Origin of the sequence: Mesorhizobium sp. L-2-11, from assembly GCF_016756595.1 — a bacterium.
GTDB lineage: Bacteria > Pseudomonadota > Alphaproteobacteria > Rhizobiales > Rhizobiaceae > Mesorhizobium.
This window is the reverse complement of sequence record NZ_AP023257.1, coordinates 3,801,867-3,823,819: the sequence shown is the minus strand read 5'-3', so window position 1 is coordinate 3,823,819 and position 21,953 is coordinate 3,801,867. Positions and strand designations below refer to the sequence as shown.

The 21,953-nt window shown below is 60.9% G+C and carries 20 protein-coding genes and 2 pseudogenes; 6 read left to right on the top strand and 16 right to left on the bottom strand.

Annotated features, from left to right (window positions below):
- Positions 1–616: 616 nt before the first annotated feature.
- Positions 617–1,057 carry a DUF3592 domain-containing protein gene (locus JG739_RS18255; protein WP_202362810.1) on the top strand — a complete coding sequence of 147 codons (441 nt, stop codon included), beginning with the start codon at positions 617–619 and terminating at the stop codon, positions 1,055–1,057.
- Positions 1,058–1,072: 15 nt separating this feature from the next.
- Positions 1,073–1,426, top strand: a complete 354-nt coding sequence (locus JG739_RS18250) for a recombinase family protein (RefSeq protein ID WP_202362809.1) — start codon at positions 1,073–1,075, stop codon at positions 1,424–1,426.
- 32 nt (positions 1,427–1,458) lie between these two features.
- On the opposite strand, the gene JG739_RS18245 is transcribed toward JG739_RS18250, so the two are convergent.
- Entirely contained in the window at positions 1,459–3,237 is a 1,779-nt protein-coding gene (locus JG739_RS18245) for an adenylate/guanylate cyclase domain-containing protein (RefSeq protein WP_202362808.1), read from the bottom strand.
- Between the two features lie 406 nt (positions 3,238–3,643).
- On the opposite strand from JG739_RS18245, the gene JG739_RS18240 reads away from it, so the two are divergent.
- Positions 3,644–4,921, top strand: a complete 1,278-nt coding sequence (locus JG739_RS18240) for an NAD(P)/FAD-dependent oxidoreductase (RefSeq protein ID WP_202362807.1) — start codon at positions 3,644–3,646, stop codon at positions 4,919–4,921.
- A gap of 89 nt (positions 4,922–5,010) precedes the next feature.
- Here the strand turns inward: JG739_RS18240 and JG739_RS18235 are convergent.
- The 5 genes and pseudogenes from JG739_RS18235 to JG739_RS18215 form a co-directional block, all read right to left on the bottom strand.
- Positions 5,011–5,790: pseudogene (locus tag JG739_RS18235) on the bottom strand (IS5 family transposase).
- A gap of 155 nt (positions 5,791–5,945) precedes the next feature.
- Positions 5,946–7,586: an IS66 family transposase gene (gene tnpC, locus JG739_RS18230; RefSeq protein WP_183445373.1), complete on the bottom strand. Its 1,641-nt coding sequence runs from the start codon at positions 7,584–7,586 to the stop codon at positions 5,946–5,948.
- Between the two features lie 76 nt (positions 7,587–7,662).
- Positions 7,663–8,007: an IS66 family insertion sequence element accessory protein TnpB gene (gene tnpB / locus JG739_RS18225; protein ID WP_183445374.1), complete on the bottom strand. Its 345-nt coding sequence runs from the start codon at positions 8,005–8,007 to the stop codon at positions 7,663–7,665.
- Positions 8,004–8,390 carry a transposase gene (locus JG739_RS18220; protein WP_183445375.1) on the bottom strand — a complete coding sequence of 129 codons (387 nt, stop codon included), beginning with the start codon at positions 8,388–8,390 and terminating at the stop codon, positions 8,004–8,006. Before JG739_RS18220 ends, tnpB begins: the two co-directional genes overlap by 4 nt.
- Positions 8,391–8,455: 65 nt before the next feature.
- Positions 8,456–9,010: an Lrp/AsnC family transcriptional regulator gene (locus JG739_RS18215; RefSeq protein WP_244749475.1), complete on the bottom strand. Its 555-nt coding sequence runs from the start codon at positions 9,008–9,010 to the stop codon at positions 8,456–8,458.
- A 119-nt stretch (positions 9,011–9,129) separates the two neighbouring features.
- Between JG739_RS18215 and JG739_RS18210 the strand changes: the two genes are divergently transcribed.
- Positions 9,130–9,669 carry a LysE family translocator gene (locus JG739_RS18210; RefSeq protein WP_244749958.1) on the top strand — a complete coding sequence of 180 codons (540 nt, stop codon included), beginning with the start codon at positions 9,130–9,132 and terminating at the stop codon, positions 9,667–9,669.
- A 75-nt stretch (positions 9,670–9,744) separates the two neighbouring features.
- On the opposite strand, the gene JG739_RS18205 is transcribed toward JG739_RS18210, so the two are convergent.
- From JG739_RS18205 to JG739_RS18185, 5 genes and pseudogenes are all read right to left on the bottom strand, one after another.
- Complete coding sequence (locus JG739_RS18205) at positions 9,745–11,073, bottom strand: aspartate aminotransferase family protein (protein ID WP_202362805.1); 1,329 nt, start codon at positions 11,071–11,073, stop codon at positions 9,745–9,747.
- 85 nt (positions 11,074–11,158) lie between these two features.
- Positions 11,159–12,328, bottom strand: a complete 1,170-nt coding sequence (locus tag JG739_RS18200) for a phosphotransferase enzyme family protein (protein WP_202362804.1) — start codon at positions 12,326–12,328, stop codon at positions 11,159–11,161.
- Between the two features lie 131 nt (positions 12,329–12,459).
- On the bottom strand, positions 12,460–13,128 hold the full coding sequence (locus tag JG739_RS18195; protein WP_202362803.1) for a haloacid dehalogenase type II: 669 nt from the start codon (positions 13,126–13,128) through the stop codon (positions 12,460–12,462).
- A 434-nt stretch (positions 13,129–13,562) separates the two neighbouring features.
- A pseudogene (gene otnC / locus JG739_RS18190) lies at positions 13,563–14,177 on the bottom strand (3-oxo-tetronate 4-phosphate decarboxylase).
- Positions 14,072–14,302, bottom strand: a complete 231-nt coding sequence (locus JG739_RS18185) for a four-carbon acid sugar kinase family protein (RefSeq protein WP_202362802.1) — start codon at positions 14,300–14,302, stop codon at positions 14,072–14,074. Before JG739_RS18185 ends, otnC begins: the two are co-directional and overlap by 106 nt.
- A gap of 199 nt (positions 14,303–14,501) precedes the next feature.
- Between JG739_RS18185 and JG739_RS18180 the strand changes: the two genes are divergently transcribed.
- Together JG739_RS18180 and JG739_RS18175 are read left to right on the top strand one after the other, a co-directional pair.
- Positions 14,502–14,771, top strand: a complete 270-nt coding sequence (locus JG739_RS18180) for a hypothetical protein (protein ID WP_202362801.1) — start codon at positions 14,502–14,504, stop codon at positions 14,769–14,771.
- Positions 14,772–14,782: 11 nt separating this feature from the next.
- Positions 14,783–15,460: an aspartate/glutamate racemase family protein gene (locus JG739_RS18175; RefSeq protein ID WP_202367516.1), complete on the top strand. Its 678-nt coding sequence runs from the start codon at positions 14,783–14,785 to the stop codon at positions 15,458–15,460.
- A gap of 161 nt (positions 15,461–15,621) precedes the next feature.
- Here JG739_RS18175 and JG739_RS18170 read toward each other — a convergent pair whose 3' ends face one another.
- From JG739_RS18170 to JG739_RS18150, 5 genes are all read right to left on the bottom strand, one after another.
- On the bottom strand, positions 15,622–17,076 hold the full coding sequence (locus JG739_RS18170; protein WP_202362800.1) for an aldehyde dehydrogenase family protein: 1,455 nt from the start codon (positions 17,074–17,076) through the stop codon (positions 15,622–15,624).
- Positions 17,073–18,347, bottom strand: a complete 1,275-nt coding sequence (locus JG739_RS18165) for an NAD(P)/FAD-dependent oxidoreductase (RefSeq protein WP_202362799.1) — start codon at positions 18,345–18,347, stop codon at positions 17,073–17,075. Before JG739_RS18165 ends, JG739_RS18170 begins: the two co-directional genes overlap by 4 nt.
- A 60-nt stretch (positions 18,348–18,407) precedes the next feature.
- Positions 18,408–19,580, bottom strand: a complete 1,173-nt coding sequence (locus JG739_RS18160) for an alanine racemase (protein WP_202362798.1) — start codon at positions 19,578–19,580, stop codon at positions 18,408–18,410.
- Positions 19,581–19,593: 13 nt separating this feature from the next.
- Positions 19,594–20,460, bottom strand: a complete 867-nt coding sequence (locus JG739_RS18155) for a GNAT family N-acetyltransferase (protein WP_202362797.1) — start codon at positions 20,458–20,460, stop codon at positions 19,594–19,596.
- Between the two features lie 138 nt (positions 20,461–20,598).
- Complete coding sequence (locus tag JG739_RS18150) at positions 20,599–21,906, bottom strand: NAD(P)/FAD-dependent oxidoreductase (RefSeq protein WP_202362796.1); 1,308 nt, start codon at positions 21,904–21,906, stop codon at positions 20,599–20,601.
- Between the last annotated feature and the right edge of the window lie 47 nt (positions 21,907–21,953).

The following is a 21,953-nucleotide window of genomic DNA, read 5'->3' as shown; positions in this document are numbered from 1 at the left end:
AGCAGCTACGGGCCCATGACCGCCGTGAGCTAATCGACAGTTCGACTAAGTCCTGCTTGTCCGCGACCGCGCCGTTCCGGGAGTTCGGCTGCCCCTTTCCATCCGAAGACGCCGCAGGCCGGACGTTACCCCGGCGGCTATCGACCCTGGCCAGCCGGCGCGCGTCGCCGGGCGGTCGTTGGCGTGGCTCAGAATGGCTTCACCAGGAGCCGCGACGCTCCTCTGCGGACCAGTGATGATGTAGCAATCGCACACTCAGCGGCAACCTGTCCTCGCCCGATTTCGTGCCAGTGGCCAACCGCGCGAGCCACGGGTGCAGTGTTCATCTACGAACCTGAGCGGAAATTCGTTTGCCGAGGCCAGAGGTCTTAGCGTTGGCTTCCACACTAACGCTAATGGATCAGAATGGATGATTGCCTACCCCGAGGTCCCGGCGCTAGCCGATCGCACGCATCGATACGCAGCATTCAGCCGCCTTCCCAGGTAAATTTGTCCACGGGCTTGAAAAGCGTGTTGTAATTCGCTGTTAGATCAAGGCAGGAAAACAGGCATCAAAATGTCCTTCGAGCAACTCTGGAACAGCTTCTTTCTCCAGGTGCGGGATGCAGTCCATGCGGTGGCGTCGCCGTTCATCGTCTTGGCGCGGCAAGTTGGTCTGGAGCTCAACGCCGCCCAGGTCTGGATGCTTTTCTTCACCCTGCTGTTTCTGGGCTTTGCCCTGTCTTTTCTCTATGACGAATTCGTTCTTGTCCGCCGCGGCCGGCGGACAACCGGAACGGTCGTGGGAATCGATCCCGGCGACGAGTCGCCTGACCGCCCCATCATCGAATTCCATGACCAGTCTGGCCGCAAGGTGATATTTACGTCCTATCGTGGCGTCAACGCCAAGACCGGAACAATCGGGGCCCGGGTCGACATTGTCTTCGATCCTCTGCGTCCGAAACGGGCCCGCGAGGCGGACCTGACCGGTATATTGTCACTTTACTTTCTTTTTCTGGTGTTTTTCGTCGGCGCTATGGCCTTCGCGACAGTAACGGCCAAGGACGCTATCTACTAGCTAGCCAATTGGGAAATGTTGCTGAAGCTCGCCCTGCAAATGGCTCGAGACGACTTCGAGGATCGCCGCGAACGCCAGAGGCAAGGCATCGAGTTGGCTAAGGCGGGCGGGGAATATGCCGGACGCCAAGCTGATCTGGTGATGCACGAATCCATTATTGTCTTCCGGTCTGGCGGCAACAGTATCAGCAGGACGGCGAAGCTGACCGGCTGCAGCGAAGCGCAGGTGGCAGGACATGTTGTCGCAAAAGTTGAGTTCTGCGAGTGTGCAAAAGTCAGTTGCAAAACCGTCGCTTTGATCGGGAGTTTTCGCGACAAGGGAAGGTCGCGAGAGGTGGTTTTCTTCCGTAGCCTCCCTCGATCGGAATGAGAGAAAGAAGCGTCGTAAGCGGTCGTTGACCGTTAAACCGATAGGCCCGCCTTCCGAAGCCCATCAAACAGGCGTTCGCGAGCCGCCAAGTCTTTTGCTCGGAATTCCCTCGCCCAGTATTGGCGCCATTCATCCGAACTAACGCCCTTCGGTGCCCAAGGCAGTTCCGCGACCCGCCTGAGAAACGTATCTACCATTACGCTTGCTTCATCTGTCCGACCGAGTTGAGCGTATGCAGCCGCCATCCATGCATAGCACCCCACACTGGGTTGCAGCATTCGCCCGAATGCTATGACCGATCCGGGATAGTTCCCAGCCAGGTACTCGGCGACGAGTCGGGTCTCTAAACAACCGTCCGAAACCAAAGGGCTGCGCCGCAGTGCCTCGTTAGAACACGCCACCGCATGTTCCAGCTCACCTGAGCACACATAGAGCCATCCGTCGAAACAGTAATTGTAATAGTCGTTGGGGTTCAGTGCCAGCGCCTGGTCAACCTGTATTTTGGCGAGGTCAAAATCGCCCTTCACCTCAAAGTAGCTCCACGCCAACTCCAGGTGTGTCCGGCTATCATAGGGATCTAGTTCGACCGCCCGGCGGCTCAACTCGAATATCCGATCGGCCACAGCTTCTCGCGACACCGTCCACGGCGAATAATATTCCGCGTAGTATGATTGCGCTAGGTCGACATATGCAGATGCGTAGGTTGGATCAAGCTCAATAGCCTTCTCAAAGTGCATCCTCGCCTGCAGCACGTCGTCTTTAGAGCTGCTTTTGTTCAGGAAATACCTGCCGCGGAGCCAATGGTCGTATGCAGAAAAGCTTTCGGTCGGCCTCTGCAGCGCGCGCGCCCACTCGGCTCCTTCTACGGGGCCAGGCAAGCTCGCTACGATAGTGCGGGTGATCTCGTCCTGCACGCTGAAGATGTCCTCAACATGCCGATCGTAGCGCTCGGCCCATAGATGCTTGCCAGTGGCGGCTTCAACGAGTTGGGCTGTAACCCTGATTCGATCACGTGCTCGTCGTACACTTCCCTCAAGAATGTATTGAACCCCGAGTTCGCGTCCAATATCGCGTACGTTGACCGAACGGTTCTTGTATACGAATGACGAGTTTCGGGCGATGACACAGAACGAACGGAACCGGCTCAGCTCCGTAATGATATCTTCAGCGATGCCATCCGCGAAGTACCCGTACTCTGCGTCGGTGCTCATGTTGAGGAATGGAAGTACAGCAATGGAAGGTTTGTCGATTAGAGCTTCGGGCGCTGTGACCGGCACCCGCGGTGTGCCGCCAACGCGGTAGACACGCACTGGTTCGGAAATGTTCTTCAGCTTTTGCGTGCCGAGATCTTCGAAGTTCGCATCGACCTTGTTTTTGATGTAGTCGAATGCAGTGCCGGAAAGCAGGACGCCACCGGGCTCAGCGAGGCCTTCCAGGCGTGCTGCGATGTTGACACCGTCACCATAAAGGTCACTCCCCTCGACGATCACGTCGCCCAAGTTCACGCCGATGCGCAGCACAATGTGGCGAGCCTCTGGCAACTCACAATTCGCCTTGGCCATGTTGCGCTGCAATTCGATCGCGCACTGAACAGCCCTGACGGCGCTGTTGAACTCAATCAGGACACTGTCACCAGCGATCTTAAAGATGCGCCCCTGGTGGTGGGACACAAGAGGCTCCAACACCCGCCGCCGCCGAGCCTTGAGCGTCGTCAACGTGCTTGTCTCGTCCTGTTCCATGAGACGGCTAAATCCGACTACATCAGCAGCCAAAATGGCGGCGAGACGGCGTCGAGTGGGTTCTTCGGCCATGTGGGCGAGCGTCCTAGCGGGCTCGGCATGCATTCTATTTGCCCAGGAGTCTGGAGTCTATGTACGGCTGTAATCCCTAATGGGTTAGGAGTTCTGGTCCGGGCGAAGGCCTGCTTTCTGGTGACGTCTTGGCTCATGAAAGGCAGCAAAGGGTCACGAATGTGCACGAAAGCGACGAATGCCAGTTTGTCGGAAAGCTGACCACCCAGCGCGTCCCGATATCACTGGGATTTAGCCTGGCCATCGCCGCGCATCCTGCGGAGTCGCCGCTGCCGCATTTCCTGCGGTTTCCGCCGCGCAGGACGACAGATTGTTGCAGGCCCATGGCCAGGGCCGCACCTCACGGCGCCGGAGCGGAGCTACACTTCATCCTGTCGGCGGCCGACGAGCGCGAGAGGTGTTCAAGATGAAGTTTGCCTCCTATTGGCACGATACGTCGAAAGCCTTTGCCGGGGCGACCCGCGAAACCCTGTCAGGCGATTTCGAAGTCGCCGTAATCGGGGCGGGCTTCACCGGTCTCAATGCCGCGCGCAAACTGGCCAAGTCTGGCGTGAAGGTCGCGCTCATCGAGGCCGAGCATGTCGGATATGGTGCATCGGGGCGCAATGGCGGGCACCTCAACAGTGGCCACTTCGCCAGTTTTGGCGCCGCCAAGGCCCACTTTGGAGAGGCCAAGGCTCATCGGTTCTGGCGCTCCTACGACGACTCGATCGACATGATCGAAGCCATCATTGCGGAAGAAGGCATCGACTGCAGCTTCCGCAGAGGCGGCAAGCTCAAGCTTGCATCCAAGCCATCGCATGTGAAGGGGCTGCAGGCCATGTGCGAGGAGCTTCGCCGCGAAGTGGATCCCTCGGTGGAGTGGCTCTCACGTGGCGATGTCCGCAACGAACTGTGTTCGGAGGCCTTTCACGGCGCGGTGCTGTCACCCAAGTCGGCGATGATGCATATGGGCCAGTATGCCAATGGCATGGCGGAAGCCGCCGCTCGCCATGGTGCGACGATCTGGGAGCACAATCCCGTCCAGTCCTGCATCCGGGTGTCAGATGGCTGGCGGATCAGTTCGCCGACCGGCTCGCTCGCTGCCCGCCAGGTCATCCTTGCGACCGACGCCTATACGTCAGAGAATTTCGACTACTATCGGCGACGGATGATGCCAATTGCATCTTTCATCGTCGTGACGCGCCCGCTTACCCCAGAGGAGGTCGCGGCAACCCTGCCCGGCAATCGGAATTACACGAACTCGCTCAACATCGCCAACTACTTCCGGCTTACCCCGGACAACCGACTCTTGTTCGGCGGGCGCGCGAAGTTCTCGGCTGCCTCGAACCAGAAGACAGACGTGCGTTCCGGCGAGCTTTTGCGCAAGCAGATGCTCGATGTGTTCCCGCAACTGGCCGATGTCGAAATCGACTATTGCTGGGGCGGTCTCGTCGGCTGCACGCAAGACCGCTATCCGCGCGCCGGCACCGCCGATGGCCTGATCTACGGCATGGGCTATTCAGGACATGGCGCGCAGCTCTCGACGCTGATCGGAAATGTCCTGGCGGACATTGCAATGGGCCGCACGGATACCAATCCAATCGGCGGCATGGACTGGAATGCCGTCCCGTTGCATACCGGCAAGCCGTGGTTCCTGCCAATGGTGGGCACCTATTATCGGCTGAAGGATATGCTTGCCTGATCCCGCCGACAGGCCCAACTGGCCGACCGACACCGCCAATCTCGGCACGCTTTGAACCAGGACCTGGGAACCAGGACCTGGCCATCTGGTCAAAGGCATGAGGTCCAGGCCGTAGACTCATAAGCACGGAGCCACAGCCGCATTGAGGCAAGCTGGATCACAGCGAGGAAGTTTGCGGCGAGCTTGTCATAGCGGGTGGCGACGCGGCGAAAGTGCTTCAGCTTTGAGAAGAAGCGTTCGATCAGGTTGCGCTCGCGGTAGAGCCGCTTGCTGAAGCACGGCTTCCATTTGCGGTTGCTCTTGGGCGGGATGTTTGGCGTGGCGCCGTGCTCCCGGATCAGATCCCGGATGCGATCGGCGTCCTATGCCTTATCGGCCAGCACAATGGTGCGCGGACGAAGGTGATCAAGCAGGCGGTCAACGATCTGCCCGTCATGCGTCTGCCCTGCGGTCAGGCCAAGCCGGATCGGGGGCCCCTGGGCGTCGACAACGACGTGGATCTTGGTCGTGAGCCCGCCACGCGATCGACCGAGAAAATGATCTGGGCCCCCTTTTGCCGTCGCAGCCTGCTGGTGCGCCCGGATGGAAGTGCTGTCGATCATTTGGATGGCGCTGTCGTGAGCGGCGCTGATGGCATCCATCAGCCGGTCCCACACGCCTGCCTTCCGCCACCGCACGATGCGGTTATAGCAGGTGGTGCGTGGGCCATAACGCTCGGGCAGGTCTCGCCATGGCGCGCCGGATCGCAACACCCAGAAAATGCCGTTCAGCACGCGGCGGTCGTCAACGCGCGGCACGCCTCGGGGCTTGTTGGGCAGGAGTGGCTCGATCACGCGCCACTCGAAGTCGGTCAGTTCGTATCGGCTCATGGTGAGCCTGAATCAGAATCCGACGCGATATGAAAGCCGCCAGTCGGCAAATGCCTCAGAATCAAGCGTATTCTGCGTCTTGCCCGATAGCTGCCGCTTTATCCGGCCCATCCGCTCACCCAATCGCATAGACGTTACTGGTCTTAAGTAAGCGGTCAGCCGATAACGTCAGGCCTAAAGTTCCAAGGCATGAGCATTTCGATTTCGGATGCCGGCCAGCCTTGAGCGATGCGGGTCAAGGTCTGCGAGAGCCAGTCGAGCGGATCGACGCTGTTCATTTTGCAGGTTTGCAGCAAGGTGGCTACCGTCGCCCAGGTTCGTCCACCGCCGTGGCTGCCGGCGAATAGACTATTCTTTCGCGTGATCGTCTGGGGCCTGATTGCACGCTCGACGATATTGGAGTCGATTTCGATGCGACCGTCCATCAGAAAGCGTTCCAGCGCCTCCCGCCGGGTGAGCGCGTAGCGGATCGCCTCGGCGGTCTTGGATTTTCCGGAGACCTTGCCCAGTTCCGCTTCCCATAGATCGAAGAGGCTCGCGACAATGGCCACGGACTTTTCCTGACGTAGCGCGGCGCGGCTTCCGGCATCCTTGCCGCGGACCTCGTCCTCGACCTTCCACAATTCGGTCATGGCGATGATCGAATCCGTCGCGGCCTGCGAGACCCCGCTGATGTGCAGGTCGTAGAATTTGCGCCGCAGGTGAGCCCAGCACCCGGCGAGCCGGATTGTTTCATTGCTGCCGGCTTTGGCCCGTGCCTTGACCAGGTTGGTATAGGCCGAGTAGCCATCCACTTGCAGGATACCGCTGAATCCGGCGAGGTGGCGCGCCACGCAATCCGCACCTCTGCTGTCTTCAAAACGATAGGCAACCATTGGCGGACTGGTTCCGCCATAGGGTCGGTCATCCCGTGCGTAGGCCCACAACCAGGCTTTCGTGGTTTTCCCGGAACCAGGGGCAAGGGTGGGCAAGGTCGTCTCGTCGGCGAAGACCCTTTCGCCCTCCTTGATGCGCTCCAGTATGTAATCAGCAAGCATCTGCAGCTCGAAGCCCAGATGCCCCATCCACTGCGCCATCAACGACCGGCTGATCTCGACGCCGTCGCGCAGATAGATCGCCTCCTGCCGATAAAGCGGGAGGCCGTCGGCGTATTTGGAGACGGCGATATAGGCGAGCAGCCGCTCCGTCGGCAGCCCGCTTTCGATGATGTGCGCCGGCGCCAGAGCCTGGACCACGCCGTCACGGCCCCGGAAGGCGTATTTGGGACGGCGCGTGACGATGACCTGGAACTTCGGCGGCACGACGTCCAGCCGCTCGGATCGATCCTCGCCGATCAGAACCTTTTCAAGCCCCTCGCAGTCGGCCGGGATTTCCGGCTCGACGACCTCCTCGATGCGTTCGAGGTGGGCAGCAAAGCCCTTGCGCGGACGCGGGGCGCGCTTCGGCTTGTTCCCGACCGCGCGGTCGAGTTCGCTCCGGATTTCCGAAAGGCCGGTCTCGACCTCTTCGAAGGCAAAGGAGGCCTGCTCGTCGTCGATGGCCAGGCGTAGCCGCTCGGAACGCGTGCCATGTTGCGTGCGCTGTAAAACTTTCAGGATTGACGTGAGATTGGCGATCCGCTCGCTGGCGCTTTTCTCGACAGCTTTCAGCCGGGCGACCTCCGCCTCAGATGCTGCGATCCGAGCGTCGGCGACTGCGATCCGGGCCTCGCTTGCAGCCTGCTCGCGAGCCATGGAAAGGATCATCGCCTTCAGCGCATCAACGTCGTCGGGAAGGGCAAGACCCGGTAGAACCATGGCAAGCAACAGAGCACAAAAACAGCCGCTTTCCCAACCGTTCCAGCCGCATGATTCATCTTGCCGCAGGCCGGTTTCAGCCCGTCGATAACGGCCGCCTGACCCTGGCCGGACGAATCTTTTTCCAGTCCAGTCCGGCCAGAAGCGCCATCAACTGGGCGTGGTCGAGACGCATGCGCGCGGCCGATATCCCCGGCCAGCAGAAGCTGTGATCTTCCAGAGTCTTCGAATAAAGACAAACCCCGCTGCCGTCCCACCACACGATGCGAACCCGGTCCGCACGCTTCGAACGGAATACGTGAAGTGCCCCCGAGAATGGGTCCAGGCCGCCATCCCTGACCAGCGCCATCAAAGATGCCGCGCCCTTGCGGAAGTCGACCGGCTGGCACGACACGTAAACCACCACACCGGAAGCGATCATGCCTTACGAACCGCGCGGATGATCCTCGCCAGGCGATCGGGATCGACATCGCCGCCGGCGCGCACCACTGCGTCGCCAATGACGATTTCCACCGTGTCGCTGCCCACCGCTTCAAAGCGCGTGAACTTCGCCGGCTTGCTCGCTCCCTCCGTCAGTGGCGCAACCATGCCCGACGAAAGCGCCTTGCGGCGCCACGCATAGAGCTGCGAGGGGTCCAGCCCCTCGGAACGCGCAACCGCCGAGACATTGCCCCCTGGCGAGAACGCTTCGGCGACAAGCCGTGCCTTCTCTTCGTCCGACCGATGGCGCGGCTTGCGTCGGGACGGCACAGGCTCCGCCGTCAAAATCTCGAATGTTCGATGATGGCTCATACTGTCGCTCATAGGATTCTCCGCATGATTCATGCTGAAAATGAGCGATCAACCGCCTGCACGCTACGTGGGGACGCCTACGCGCTTACGGTCTTAATTGAGCGTAGCACGATGTAGGAGCGCAGGGCAGCAAGGCCCCCGCTCACCTTGATCAAACGGTCGATGAACTCGGCGAGTGCTTCCAGGTCGCGCACCGCGACCTTCATCAGCAGGTCAGCGTCGCCGCTTTGCATATAGCTTTCCAGCACCTCCGGCGCGTCGTTGATGAAGCGCCGAAACGCGTCGTTCTGCGCACCTTCGTGTGCCTGCAAGCTGATAAGCACATGCGCGAGCACGTCTAAGCCCAGGCGCTCGCGGTTCAGAATGGCAACGGTGCGCTCAATATAGCCTGCAGCGCGTAGGCGATCGAGACGGCGAGCGCATTGGCTAGGAGACAAGTGGACCCGCTCGGCAAGCTCGGCATGGGTGAGGTCGGCCACCTCTTGAATCGATCTCAAGATGCGTTGATCGTACACGTCCATGAACTCTCCTGTCAGAAATCCGCATGATTGAGGCGATGGGTGCAGAATTTTCCCGGTTTCGATAGTGCCGTCAAGGAACTTTGCGCGCAAATTGTGCGGTTCGTGCAGCAAGATTCGTTCACCTCAGCCCGATCGGAGTCTTACCTTGTTGCTCACGCCCCATCGAACTCGCCGCATTTGCCGGTGCCGCCACTCTGCTCGCTCTCGCGCCGGGACCGGACTTGCTGTTCGTGCTCACAGAAGGAATGTTGCGCGGGCGCCGCGCTGGCCTGGTCGGAACGCTCGGACTCTGTAGCGGGCTGATCTTCCATATCGGCGCGGTCACGTTTGGTGTCGCTGCCCTCGTGCAGGCTTCCCCAGCCGCCTTCGCCGCCTTGCGCTACGTCGGCGCCGCCTATCTTCTCTATCTCGCCTGGAAGGCGTTCTCGGCTCGCAATGCTGCACGTGTGAATGACGGTGGGGCGCCAGCCGCGCTCGGCGGTATCTATCGACGAGCCATCCTGATGAATGTCACCAATCCAAAGGTGGCGATCTTCTTCTTGGCCCTTCTACCGCAGTTCGCTCACCCTGAGCGCGGGAAGGTGGCAGTGCAGATGCTTATGCTGGGCGGCACCTTCATGGTCTGCTCGCTGCTCTGCTTCGCGGCGATTGCATTTCTTGCCGATCCGGTAGGCGCCTGGCTGCGGCAGTCTGCGTCGCGTGAAGCCAAACTCCATGTCACCGCCTCGCTCATCTTCGTCGCTTTGTCAGCTAAGCTTGTTCTGGCCTGAAGGCGATAAACATCGGCTGCCATACTAGGTGCCAAGAGACCGAGTTCAGCCCATTCCCGTTTATGCGTTCACGACCTAGCCTGCGACCTTGACGAGCGCCCGCTCCATGGCGGCAAGGAAGAGGTCGACATGCTCGGCCTGGCAAACGAGCGGCGGGCGCACTTTGAGCGAATCCTCATTAGCCCCTGTCGTGCTGACAAGGACGCCGTCATCGCGCAGTGCGTTCACGACATCCAGCGCCATTGCTCGCCGGCTTGCCGCCGGGGCGCCCTCAGGCCCGATGTCGACGCCAAAGAAGAGACCGGCGTTTCGGATAGCACGAACTCCATATGGCTGCTGCGCGATTTTCTCCAGCCCGGCTCGCAGGCGCTGGCTCATCGCAAGCGCGTTCTGGGGGATCTGGTCGCGCTGCAGGATCGTCAGCACGGCGTCCGCGGTCGCGATGCCAACCGTATTTCCGGCGAACGTGTTCGAGTAGCGAGCGGTGGCGCCAAATTGCTCCATCGGTGCTTTGCGACCAACGACCGCGCCAATTGGAAATCCGTTGCCCATCGGCTTGCCGAGGGTAACGAGATCGGGAACGATCCGGTGCCGTTCAAAGCCCCACATATGAGCGCCGGTTCGCCCAAAACCCGGCTGAACTTCGTCGGCGATGACGAGACCACCTGCCTCCCGCACCGCCGCAACTCCACTGGCAATGAAGCCAGGAGGATCGACCCACACGCCATCGCTGGAAAAAATACTGTCGATGAGCAGGGCCGCAACGCCGATCCCACGACGGTTCAGATCTACAATGGCCGCGCGTACTTGCGCCCCGAAAAAGTCCGCAGCTTGTGATTCCGGCACACCCGCCGGCCCCGGCAACGAGACCATGCGCACGAATGGGCTGAGCTTGACGGCGTCGCCCAGGTTCGGGGAAACCGCGGCGACAGCCGCGCTGGTGCCGTGATAGGCGTAGCTCGAGACGATCACGCCTTCATTGCCGCTCGCAAATCGCGCGATACGCAGGGCCAGATCGTTGGATTCACTCCCCGTGCAAGTAAAAACCACCCGGTCGAGCTCGCTTGGGAAAGTGTCGACCAGTCGCTCGGCATAGTCGACAAGTTTTGGCTCGAGATAGCGCGTGTTGGCGTTTATCCGGCCCGCCTGCTCAGCCATCGCGGCGTTTACTTCGGGATGGCAATGGCCGAGCGACGGCACGTTGTTATAGAAATCAAGATAGGCACGCCCGTCAGGGTCGTAGAGCCACATGCCTTCGCCGCGAACGAAGTGCACGGGCCGGCGGTACTGGAGCCGATAGGAGGCCGCAAGTACTTCGTCACGGCGAGCAATTAGCTCGGACTCGCGCCTCGGAAGGTCGGATTCGCCGGGCCTGTAGCGATTAGGCATGAGATCTGTGGACATGTGCTGCTGCCTATCTGAAAGAGTACCTTGATCAATTCGCGGTTCGTCTTTTGGCTACCGTGCCGGTCGAGCGAACCGAAATGCGTTACGGCTGATACGACGACATTGCCGCCAGGACGACCACCTCGCCCGATGCGACACCAAGAGGCGCCAGGATGGAAAGTCCGTGCTCGGCACGCGCGACATTCTTTTTGATGTACTGGGCATCGGCCGGAAAAAGGTGGGATCGCCAGTAGTTGACCAGGATCAACGCGCTTTGTCGCGCCCGCATCAGTCCGACGAGCAGTTTTGCTTCCAGTGCCGAAAGTGCAATGACAGAGGCGTAGCCGGCAATAAGATGCTCGGCTCCACCCAAAGGAAGTGTCGAATCCCTTACGACGTGACTTGCTGCGATCGCCAGGTCCTGGATCCTGGGGCTCCAGCAGCCATCGCCGAAATCGATGAAACCCATTCCCTCGCCTGTCACCATCATGTTGAACGGGCTGGGATCATTATGAGTTACCTGCCACGCCACGTCAGAGATTTGTGGCTCAACGAACTCCGCATACTCCGCCATCGCGACGCGTACGTTATCGGCAATGCTCCCGGATGGCAGGTATTGCTCCAATTCCATCAATCTCGACCAGCAACCGACATGCCAAAGAACGGGACGGTGAGCCGCGGGCACACTGACCAGCTCAAGAGCCAGGTCCAGCCGGGCAAGAGCACTGCCGGTTCGAAAAAGCAGGTCGGGAGTTGGCGTCGCCTGGTGCAGCGGAATGCCCTCGATCCGGGTCTGCAAGTACCCGCATGTCCCCTCTTGCTCAAACATCAACGCGCCGCTGGTCGTGCGGAGCACTTCGGGTGCAACGAAGCCCGTGAACCCTTGCAATCCGGCCATAGCGGCGGTTTGAAAACGAAAGCTGTCGACCGCCTCCGCTGTTGTCGACGTCTTGAGGATCAACCGGCGGCCGTCCGACAGGTTGACGTCAACGGTGCGCTCAACCTCGGAAGACAATGTCGCGATCGATCCCGTCAATCCGTAGTGGCGCTTCAGTAGTGCCGCCGACATGTCCGGTTCGGAAGCGCCCGGCCGCATCGCCAGGCTTGCGGCGGCAGCGCGAAAATAGGCTTCGGTTGAAGCTGCCGCGTAAGCCAGATGGTCGCGTCCTGCCGCCATAGAGCCATCGAGTTGACCTGCTTCTTCATCGGGAACCAGATCACCATAAGCACCCAATTCGAAGGTCCTCGCCTGTTGGGGATGGTTGTTCTTCATGCTTCTACAGATGGAGCGCTTCAGCGATGACGCTCCGCAGTTCCATTTCTCGCGGTCTTTGAGACGGCGCCGCTGGGCCGCCCTCGCAAAATGGGCGCGGTGCTCTGCCGTCTCCGGCCTATCCTCGCCCCTCAGAGTCCGAAAACGCCTGGCAGCTGCGTCACATCGCGGATTTCGGTGTATTCGTAAAAGGGATTGGCCGGCTCGTGGCCGCGATTGACCCAGACCTTGCTCTTGATCCCCAGATCATAGGCGGACATCAGGTCGTGGCGGAACGACGAGGACACATGCGTGATATCCTCCGGGCCGCAACCCAGCATGTCGAACATGTATTCGAACGCCTTGAAGTGCGGCTTGTAGGCACCCGCCTCTTCAGCGGTCAAGACGGCATGGAAGGGCGCACCGAGCTTTGCCACATTCGACGTAATCTGGGCCACCATGGAGTTCGTCAGGGTAACCAGCGGAATTTCCTTGGCCAGTTTGGCCAATCCCGCGGGGACGTCGGGATGCGGTCCCCAGGTCGGGATGCGGTTGTAGATCGTTTCGGCGTCTTCGGCGCGGAATGGCACGCTGTTGCGGCGGCAGGTGCGCTCGAGCGCATTGTGAACGACATCCGCATAAGGCTTCCAGTCCTGCATCACCTCGTCGAGGCGGTAACCCTGGAAGTTTTTGACGAATTCGTCCATGCGCGGCCCATCCAGAAGATGACCGAACAAATCCCTGGCGGCTTCCGCCATTTGGAAATTGATGAGCGTGCCGTGGCAATCAAACGTCACGTATTTCGGCCGGAAGCGATCCATGTCTTTGGTTCCTGTCAATCTGCCCTATCAGCCCAGCATAATCGCAGGCGTTTAGCAGATTGTGCGGCAATGCATGGTCATTCAGCAGAAGGCCCTTCGGTCGACCGCCAAACCAGCACGCCGTTTCACAGTGCTGTCTCTTTCGCCCCGCCAGCTGAACCGTGGGCTGGGCTTGGGAGACAGAGGAGCAGAAAGGGCCGCTTTCGGGAGACGAGAAAGTCCGCCTCAGCGACTGGGATGGGCGGGTAGGATGATTTGGTCGGCGGGAGCGCCGCGGTCATGATTCTGCAGTGGATCTATTGGGAGGGCGCGACGATGGGGCGCAGACCGACGCGCACAGCTGTTCTACGAGTTCCGGCTCGACGATCATCGATCACCTGCTGCGGAGCATCGATCGGTTCCTCGATCTGAACTGCGTCCGGCTCACAACGGATTCAAAATCGGCGCCGTAAATCTGTGACCGCCTCAGGGCTGAGGCATTTTACGGGCCTGTCCCCCAGCAGAAAAAAGAGCTTTGCTGTTTCTTCCAATTCCTCAAGCGCATATTGTGCCTCGTGCAATGTCCTGCCGGAGACGACGGGGCCATGATTGGCAAGAAGCAGCGCGTGATGCGATTTCGCCGCTAGACCAACGGCTTCGCCCAACATCTCGTCGCCGGGAGGATAGTAGAGAACAAGAGGCAGGGTACCGACCCGCATGACGTAATAGGCTGTCAGTGGCGGCAGCACATCCTCGTGATTGGTTCCATCGAGAACGCTTAAAGCGACACAATGGATCGAATGCGTGTGGATGACCGCACTGTCGCGTGGCCGCGCACAGTACATGCAGCGGTGCAGGAACGCCTCCTTGGTCGGCTTGTCTCACTTGACATGCGTGCCATCTGGCGACAGCAGCGACAAGCGGGCGGGATCCAGCCTGCCAAGCGAGGCATTGGTCGGCGTCGTCAGGGTGGAGCCGTCCGACAGGCGGGCGCTGATATTGCCGGTGGAGCCTGCCGTGAGGCAGCGCTCGAAAAGCGAGGTGGAAACCTCGCAAATCTGGTCGCGCAATTTCGTTTCTTCGGAAAGGACGGCGGCGTGCCGATCGTCTGCAGTGCGCGCATGCCTCCTCGCGACAGCATGAGGGCAAGGTCGGTTGCGCCGGTCAAATCGTCTGCGATTGCGCCGAGCAACATGAAACAATTCTCCCTCTTGAAGCGGTCAGGATGAAGTGTAGCTCCGCTACGGCGCTATGAAGTGCGGCCGAGGCATGGGCGCCCGCAACAATCAGCCTTCGTTGCGGCGAAAACCGCAGGAAATGTGGGGCGTCGCAAGCTGCGCAGGAGCCAAAGTCCCTTGTTAGCCGGCCGCCTCCTGGCCTGCCATGAAACGGGCTTGGCAGCCGAATTCGTTTGCTCGCAATCCGGAGTCAGCGGTTTCACTTGCCGGATGCCGGCGATATTTGGTGCAAAATACCGAAATGCCGCTGCAGTCAGTGCATTCTGCGGCACCGGTCGCCGATACTGCTATCTCTCCCTGATCGTCGAGGCTGCCATGTCCCCTTTAATCCACCACATCAGCAGCGATGAAACGCTGCCCAAGTCGGCGGACGTTGTGGTGATCGGCGGCGGGATTGTCGGCGTTCCGCCAACTTCAGCAACTTGATGGAAAACCACATGCCAGATCAAACCACGAGCGCCTCCGCCAGAAAGCTGGCTTTCATCCACACGGTTTCCGGTCTTGTTTCCGAGTTCGAGGGCCTCGCCAAAGAACACATGCCCGGCTGGAAGCCGTTCGCGATCCTCGACGAGAGCCTCCTGAGAAATACCATTGAGCGCGGGTTGCTAACCGATCTGACGAAACGAAGGCTTGCTACCTACGTATGGTCGGCAGTCGACGCCGGGGCGGATGCGATTGTCGTCACATGCTCGACTCTCGGACCGGCCGTCGATGCCATTGCGCCGCTTTGCCCAGTACCGCTGTTCCGTATTGATGAAGGCATGGCCAAAGCCGCTGTCGAGCATGGAAACCGCATAGGTGTCCTGGCGACCTTGTCGACAACGCTGGTGCCGACCGTGGATCTGTTGAAGCGCAAGGCACGCGAGGCGGGCAAGGATGTAGCGATCGACGATGTGCTTGTTGAGGGAGCGTTTCAACTCCTCGCCGGCGGCGACGTCGAAGCCCATGACGCGCAAATCCGCCTGGCTCTCGAAGAGCTGTCGCAGAAGGTCGATGTGGTCGTTTTTGCGCAGGCCTCGATGGCTCGTGCGGTGCGGGGCACGACCTACTGTCTTCCAGTTTTGACAAGCCCCGTACTTGGGGTTGAAAACGTGAAACGGCGTTTGGAGCGGTGAGCGCCCGCAACTGGTGATAGATCTCGCTTCTTGAGCCGACATCCACGCTGCGGCGACAGGCGCAGCGAGCCGCGCAGTCCTCACTCAACTGAATAACGATCCGCCCGGCCTATAGCCGTAGACGGCGCCAGCCGCGCCCTCTGCGCCTGCAAAAATGTCGCCTAGAAATAGCCGAGGATGGATTTGACCTCGAGATACTCCAGCATGCCTTCGATGCCATATTCGCGTCCGTTTCCGGACTGCTTGAAACCGCCAAACGGGGCGTGCGGATCCCAGGCCGGGTAGTTGAGATGAACCTGACCGGCGCGAATCCGCGAGGCAACGTCCCTGACGGCGTCCATATCCTCGCCCTGCACATGAGCTCCCAGGCCGTAGACCGTATCGTTGGCGATGGTGACGGCCTCTTCGACTGTGTCGTAGGGGATGATGCAAAGAACTGGCCCGAAGACCTCTTCCTGGGCAATGCGCATGCCTGTGCGCACGTCGGAAAAGATGGTCGGCTTCACATAGAACCCGACGCTCAGATCGTCAGCGCGACCCGACCCGCCGGTGAGGAGCCTGGCGCCCTCCGAAATGCCGACGCCGATCATGGTTTGGATGCGGTCGAACTGGGAACGGTTGGCGATTGCACCGTGGGTGGTGGCTTCTGAAAGCGGATCGCCGACGATGATCTGGGCTGCGGCCCGCTTGGCAATTGCCTCGATCTCGGACAGGCGCGCGCGGGGCACGATCATCCGCGTCGGGGCGCTACAGGATTGGCCGAGATTGCGGAAGGCGGCGGCTACGCCCAGCGAAACGGCACGATCGAGATCGGCGTCGGGCAAAATCACGTTCGGCGACTTGCCGCCGAGTTCCTGCGCGACGCGCTTGACCGTCGGCGCGGCGGCCTGGGCCACCGCGATGCCGGCACGGGTGGAGCCGGTAATGGAGATCATGTCGACATCCGTGTGGGAGGCGAGACCCATACCCACGCCTGGGCCGTCACCGTTGACGAGGTTGAAGACACCGGCAGGGAAGCCGGCTTCCTCTATCGCCTCGGCAAACAGCAGCGCGTCCAAAGGAGAGAGCTCGCTTGGCTTCAGCACGACCGTGCAGCCTGCTGCGAGCGCCGGCGCAACCTTGGCGGTGATCTGGTAGAGTGGCCAGTTCCAGGGCGTGATCAGCGCGCAGACACCGATCGGTTCGTGGGTGACGGCGGTGCGGCCGCGCTGCTCGACAAAGGGGAAGGTTTTCAGGACGTCGCCAGCGACCTGCACATGGGCGATCGCGAGCGGCACCTGCGCGGTGCGCGCGTATCCGATCGCCGCGCCCATTTCGAGGCTCAAGCATTGCGCAAGCAGTTCATTGCGCGCTTCGAGCAGCGCCTGCAGGCGATCAAGCAGACCCACGCGGTATCCCGGCCTGGTACGGCTCCAGGTGGTGAACGCCCGGCGGGCCGCTGCAACGGCCGCGTCGACGTCCCCGCTGTTTCCGAGCGGAAACTTGGCCACGACCTCTTCGGTGGCGGGATTCACGACGACGCCCTCGGCGGTGCCCTTCGGCTCGACCCATTGACCGTCGATGAAGAACTTGTCCAGGCGGCCGTTACGGGACAGGTGTTCGAGGGGCGACATCATGTGACAAGGTCCTTCATGCGGTAATAGGCGCCGAGGATCGGCAGGAACCAGGGACGCCCGAAATATCCAGGGATCGCCGGCCAGTCGAAATCCTTCCAGGGGTTCAGGTCGGGACCCCCGTCCATGACATCGGCCATGATGCTGCCCATCAGCGTCGACATCTGGGTACCGTGGCCGCTATAGCCCATGGAGTAGTAGATTCCGTTGCGCTCCCCGGCGCGCGGCAGGCGGTCGCGCGTCATGTCGACCATGCCGCCCCAGCAGTAATCGATGCGGATGTCGGCCAGTTCCGGATAGACATCGACCATCGCCGCTTTCAAGATCCGGCCACTCTTCTCGTCGGACTGCGGGTTGGATACTGCAAACCGGGCCCGCCCGCCGAACAGCATGCGATTGTCCGGCGTCAGCCGCCAATAGACGACGAGATTGCGCGTGTCGACGACATTGCGTCGGGTCGGCATCAGGCGCTCGAGTTGCGAGGGCGACAGCGGTTCCGTCACGACGAGGAAGGCGCCGACCGGCACGATCCGGCGGCGGATCCATCCGAGCGGACCGACCTGGGAAATGCCGCTCGCCAGCAGGACCTGCCGCGCGACGATCTTGCCTCGCGGGGTCTCGAACTCATGCCCGTCGGCGACCTTGCGCAGAGCCATGACGGGGGCGTTTTCATAGACCTCTGCGCCCCGCCGCGCCGCCGCGGTCGCCAGACCCCGGACGAAACGGCCGACATGCATGCTGGCGCTCTTGGGAAACAGCAGCCCACCATAGTAGCGGCTGGTGCCGACTTCGGTTCGCAGGTCGGCGCGCGCGATCATCCTCGTTCCGGGATCGACATTGGTCGAAAGGAGTTCCTGGCTGCGCGCCAGCACGTCGTAGTGCTCGGGCTTGGCGGCAAGCTTGAGCTTGCCGACGCGGGCGAAACTGCAGTCGATCTTTTCTTCCTGGACCAGCCGCTCGACCATATCGACGCCGGCGTCGAAAGCCTTGTAGAGCGCGTTTGCGGCCGGCTTGCCGTGCTTGCCGGCCATGATTGCATAGTTCTGGGCAAAACCATTGTTGCACATCCCGCCATTGCGGCCTGATGCGGCGTTGCCGATCGTTTCGGCCTCCAACAGCGCAACCCGGGCGCCCTTTTTGGCAAGGGCCAGCGCCGCGGATGATCCAGTCAAGCCGCCGCCCACAACTGCTGCATCGTAGTGGCCTTCGAGCGGTTTGGACGACCCATGATCGAACGGCTGAGACGTATCCAGCCAGTAAGAGGTAAGTTTCATTTTGCACAACCAGTGCGTCAGTTTGCATGGGCGCCATGCAAAGCGTAAAAATTTAAGCCCCTACCAGCCGCGAATCCGCTCCCACCGCGCTTCAATCTCGGGGCTCTCACCATTGACGACGCTGTAGAAGTCGTGCTGGGCGGCCATGGCGCAGGCATGGTTGGGCAGAATCCGGACCCGAGACCCGAGCGGCAAGTCGGGCATGGACTTTCCAGAACCGGCACGAATGGCGAGGATACCGTGTTCCTGGCTGGCCTGCGCCACGATCACATCTTCAAGCACCCGCCCCTTTTCGTCGCAGACCACGCCGTAACCCTGGTCGATCTTCTGGTTTGCGGTTCCGCGGTCGCGCGAAAGCGCCATCCACCCGGCGTCGACCAGCACCCATCCCTTTTCCGGCTTGGACCCGATCACCGTGGCCAACACCGAAATCGCGATATCGTCGATGGCACAGACCCCCACCCCGTGCTGGACGAGATCGAAGAACATGTAGACCCCGGCGCGCAGCTCCGTGACGCCTTCGAGGTCCTCGGCGAAATGCGCCGTCGGCGTAGAGCCGAGGCTGACGATCGGGCAGGCATGGCCGTGGGCGCGCAAGGTTTCGGCGGCGCGCACGGTGGCAAAACGCTCGTCCTCGGCTGCCTTGACCAGTGCATCGGCCGTGCTCAAGCCATAGGACTCGCCGGCATGGGCGAGGACGCCGACCAGCTTGGCGCCCGCTGCGACAACCCTGTTGGCCACCTGGAGCAGCTTGGGATCGTCCGGCTTCAATCCGCCGCGATGGTCGTCGCAGTCCAGTTCGATGAAGACTGATGGCGTTATGCCGGTGGCTTCACGCACGCCGGCCAGGGCGTCGGCCTGCTCCACGGAATCGAGCAACAGCTTCACATCAGCGCCGGTGCGGCGACAAAGCTCCATGGCGCGGACGGCCGAAGCCGGCGACATGCCGACTGCATAGGTGATGTCGCGAAAGCCGTGGCCGGCGAAATACTCCGCCTCGGCGATCGTCGAGACCGTGATCGGACCGGGTTCGCCGGGGAACACATGTCGGGCGACGTCGATGCTTTTGGCCGTCTTCATATGCGGGCGCAGCACCACGCCAAGCTTTCTGGCATGCTCGGCCAGGCGCTGGATATTGCGCTCGAGCCGCCCCCGGTCCAGAAGCAGCGACGGGGTGATGAGGGCATCGATCGTTTGGACCGCCTCACGCATCTTTACATTCGTCGTATCCATCGCTCCCTCTTCCTTAACCGAACGACTGATTTGCCACGGCATACATGCGGGCCGTCCCGTCGCAGGCGGGCCGTCGCCCCTTGACCATCGCAATCGCATCGCCGACACGGGCGAGGCCCAGGCTTTCCAGCCAGTCGCCCAATCCGTGTTCGGCATAGACGTCGATGCGCACGAATTGGCCGTGAAGCGTCGCAAGCTGGGCCAGGATCAGGAGTCGCGCGTCTTGGGCGCTTTCAGCAGCAACAGGGCCGACGACATAGCCGCGACCGAACCGCCTGGCGATGGCGTATCCTGCAATACGCCCCGCGCGTTCGATGACCAAAACACTGCCCGCTTCAGCGAGGCCAGCCACCATCGACGGCCGGGGCATGCCTGTCGCCCGTTCGTCGAGGGCCTGGATCGTCGCGAGATCAGAGACCGTCGCCTGACGGATGTCGTCGCGGGTACTCTGCGTCACGGCAACGGTCAGCGGGCCCTGGTGCTGAAGCACCGCGCCCCAGGCTGTGAAGCCGCGTCGCTTGTACAGCGCGAGCCCCTCTTGCGTCGAATTGAGCAGCACGTTGCGCCCGTCCATGGCCTGAAGCAACCCGTCAAACAGCCGGGAGCCGTTGCCACCGCCCTGCGCTGAGCCGGTGACTATGATCATCCCGGCAGTGGCATAGGCCTGTCCGTAATTCCAGGACATGGCAGTGCCGATCACCTGTCCTGCCCGCTCGAGGACCAAGCCATTGCCGACCGTCACGGCAAATTCCCAGTCCTCCTGGCGATAAGGCCAGCCCATCTCCTGCGACAGCTTCAGCGCGCCCGGCACATGGCGGGTCTCGAATTTCATCAGCTCGGTCGGGGCGCTGACGCTATCTCTGTCATGATCAACGGCCATAAGTGCAACGCTGTCGCTTGATCCAAAGCCAGATTGAAGTCGGACCTTAGAGTCGCGCCAGGCGGGCAGATTTGGCTGCTGTTTTGCCCTTTCAATTCAGCGGGATCATTCGTTTTGAGCCGTCTGTCGGCATTAACGTCAATGCAGTTTGAGACGCGGACGGACAACCCGGTTGACATGGCCGACCAGGATAAGAGCCAAGCCCTTGATCCAGCCATGTATGGCCACCAGGTGCATGCGGTACAAAGACACGTAGATCATCCTGGCCAGCCGCCCCTCGATCGCCATCCGCCCTCCGACGAGGTTTCCCATCAAGCTACCGACGGTGGAAAACCGGCTCAACGACACTAGCGAGCCCTTGTCCCGATAGACAAATGCTTCTGGCGTTTCCCCGGCAATCAAGTGAAGAATGTTGCGATAAGCCGTCGATGCCATCTGGTGGGCAGCCTGAGCTCGTGGTGGCACCGGGCCGCCCGCCCCTTCTGGCTTGAAAAAGCAGCAATCGCCGATAGCGAAGATGCGCTCGTCGCGGCTCGTTTGGAGGGTGGGAAGGACGACAAGTTGCCTGCTGCGCGCCACCTCGAGTCCGTCGAGCTCTCCTAAAATATTTGCCCCCTGCACTCCTGCAGCCCAGACGCAAATATCGGCGTGTATCTGCTCCCCGTTGGCACACCTCAATCCCTTTTCGCTTGCTTCGGATACAGCTGTCTTTGCGAGCACCCGGACGCCGAGGGCCTCAAGCTCCTGATGCGCGGCCTTTGCTAAGGCATCTGGGAGAGCCGGAAGAATCCGCGGCCCGGCCTCTATCAAAGTGACCCTCAACCGGGTCTCGTCGAAGATTTCCAGGCCATAGTGTCTGAGAGATGATGCAGCATTGTAGAGTTCAGCAGCGAGTTCGACGCCTGTCGCACCGCCACCTACGATAGCTATATCGACAAAGGCGTCGTCGGTAGGATCAGCTGACATTGTCCTGGAAACTCGAAGACAATGATTCAACAACTTCAATCGAAAGCGATCCGCTTGATGACGGTCTTCGAGGAAAAGGCAATGATCCTTGACTCCGGGAGTACCGAAGTCGTTTGAAACCGACCCGATTGCGATAACGAGGTAATCGTATCGGAGCCGATGTCGACCAACCAGTTCCGACCCGTCATCGTCGTAGATCGGCGCCACTATCACCTGCCGCGCTGTTCGATCAATGGCCTCCAACGAGCCGTAGAAGAAGCGGTAGCCCCACCGATGCCCGTGGCTGCGATAGCCAACCTCGTCAAGATTGGCGTCGAGCGATCCAGCCGCAACCTCATGAAGAAGCGGCTTCCAGACATGGGTGTGGTTCCGCTCGACAAGGATGATGTCGAAATCCTTACGGCCGAGCCGCGCTCCGAGCCATCGCACAAGCTCTAGGCCCCCAGCGCCACCGCCAACGACGACTATTTGAATCTTCATTTCGTGCTTGCCCGGTCGTAGACGAATGCTCCTCAGAAAGTATATAC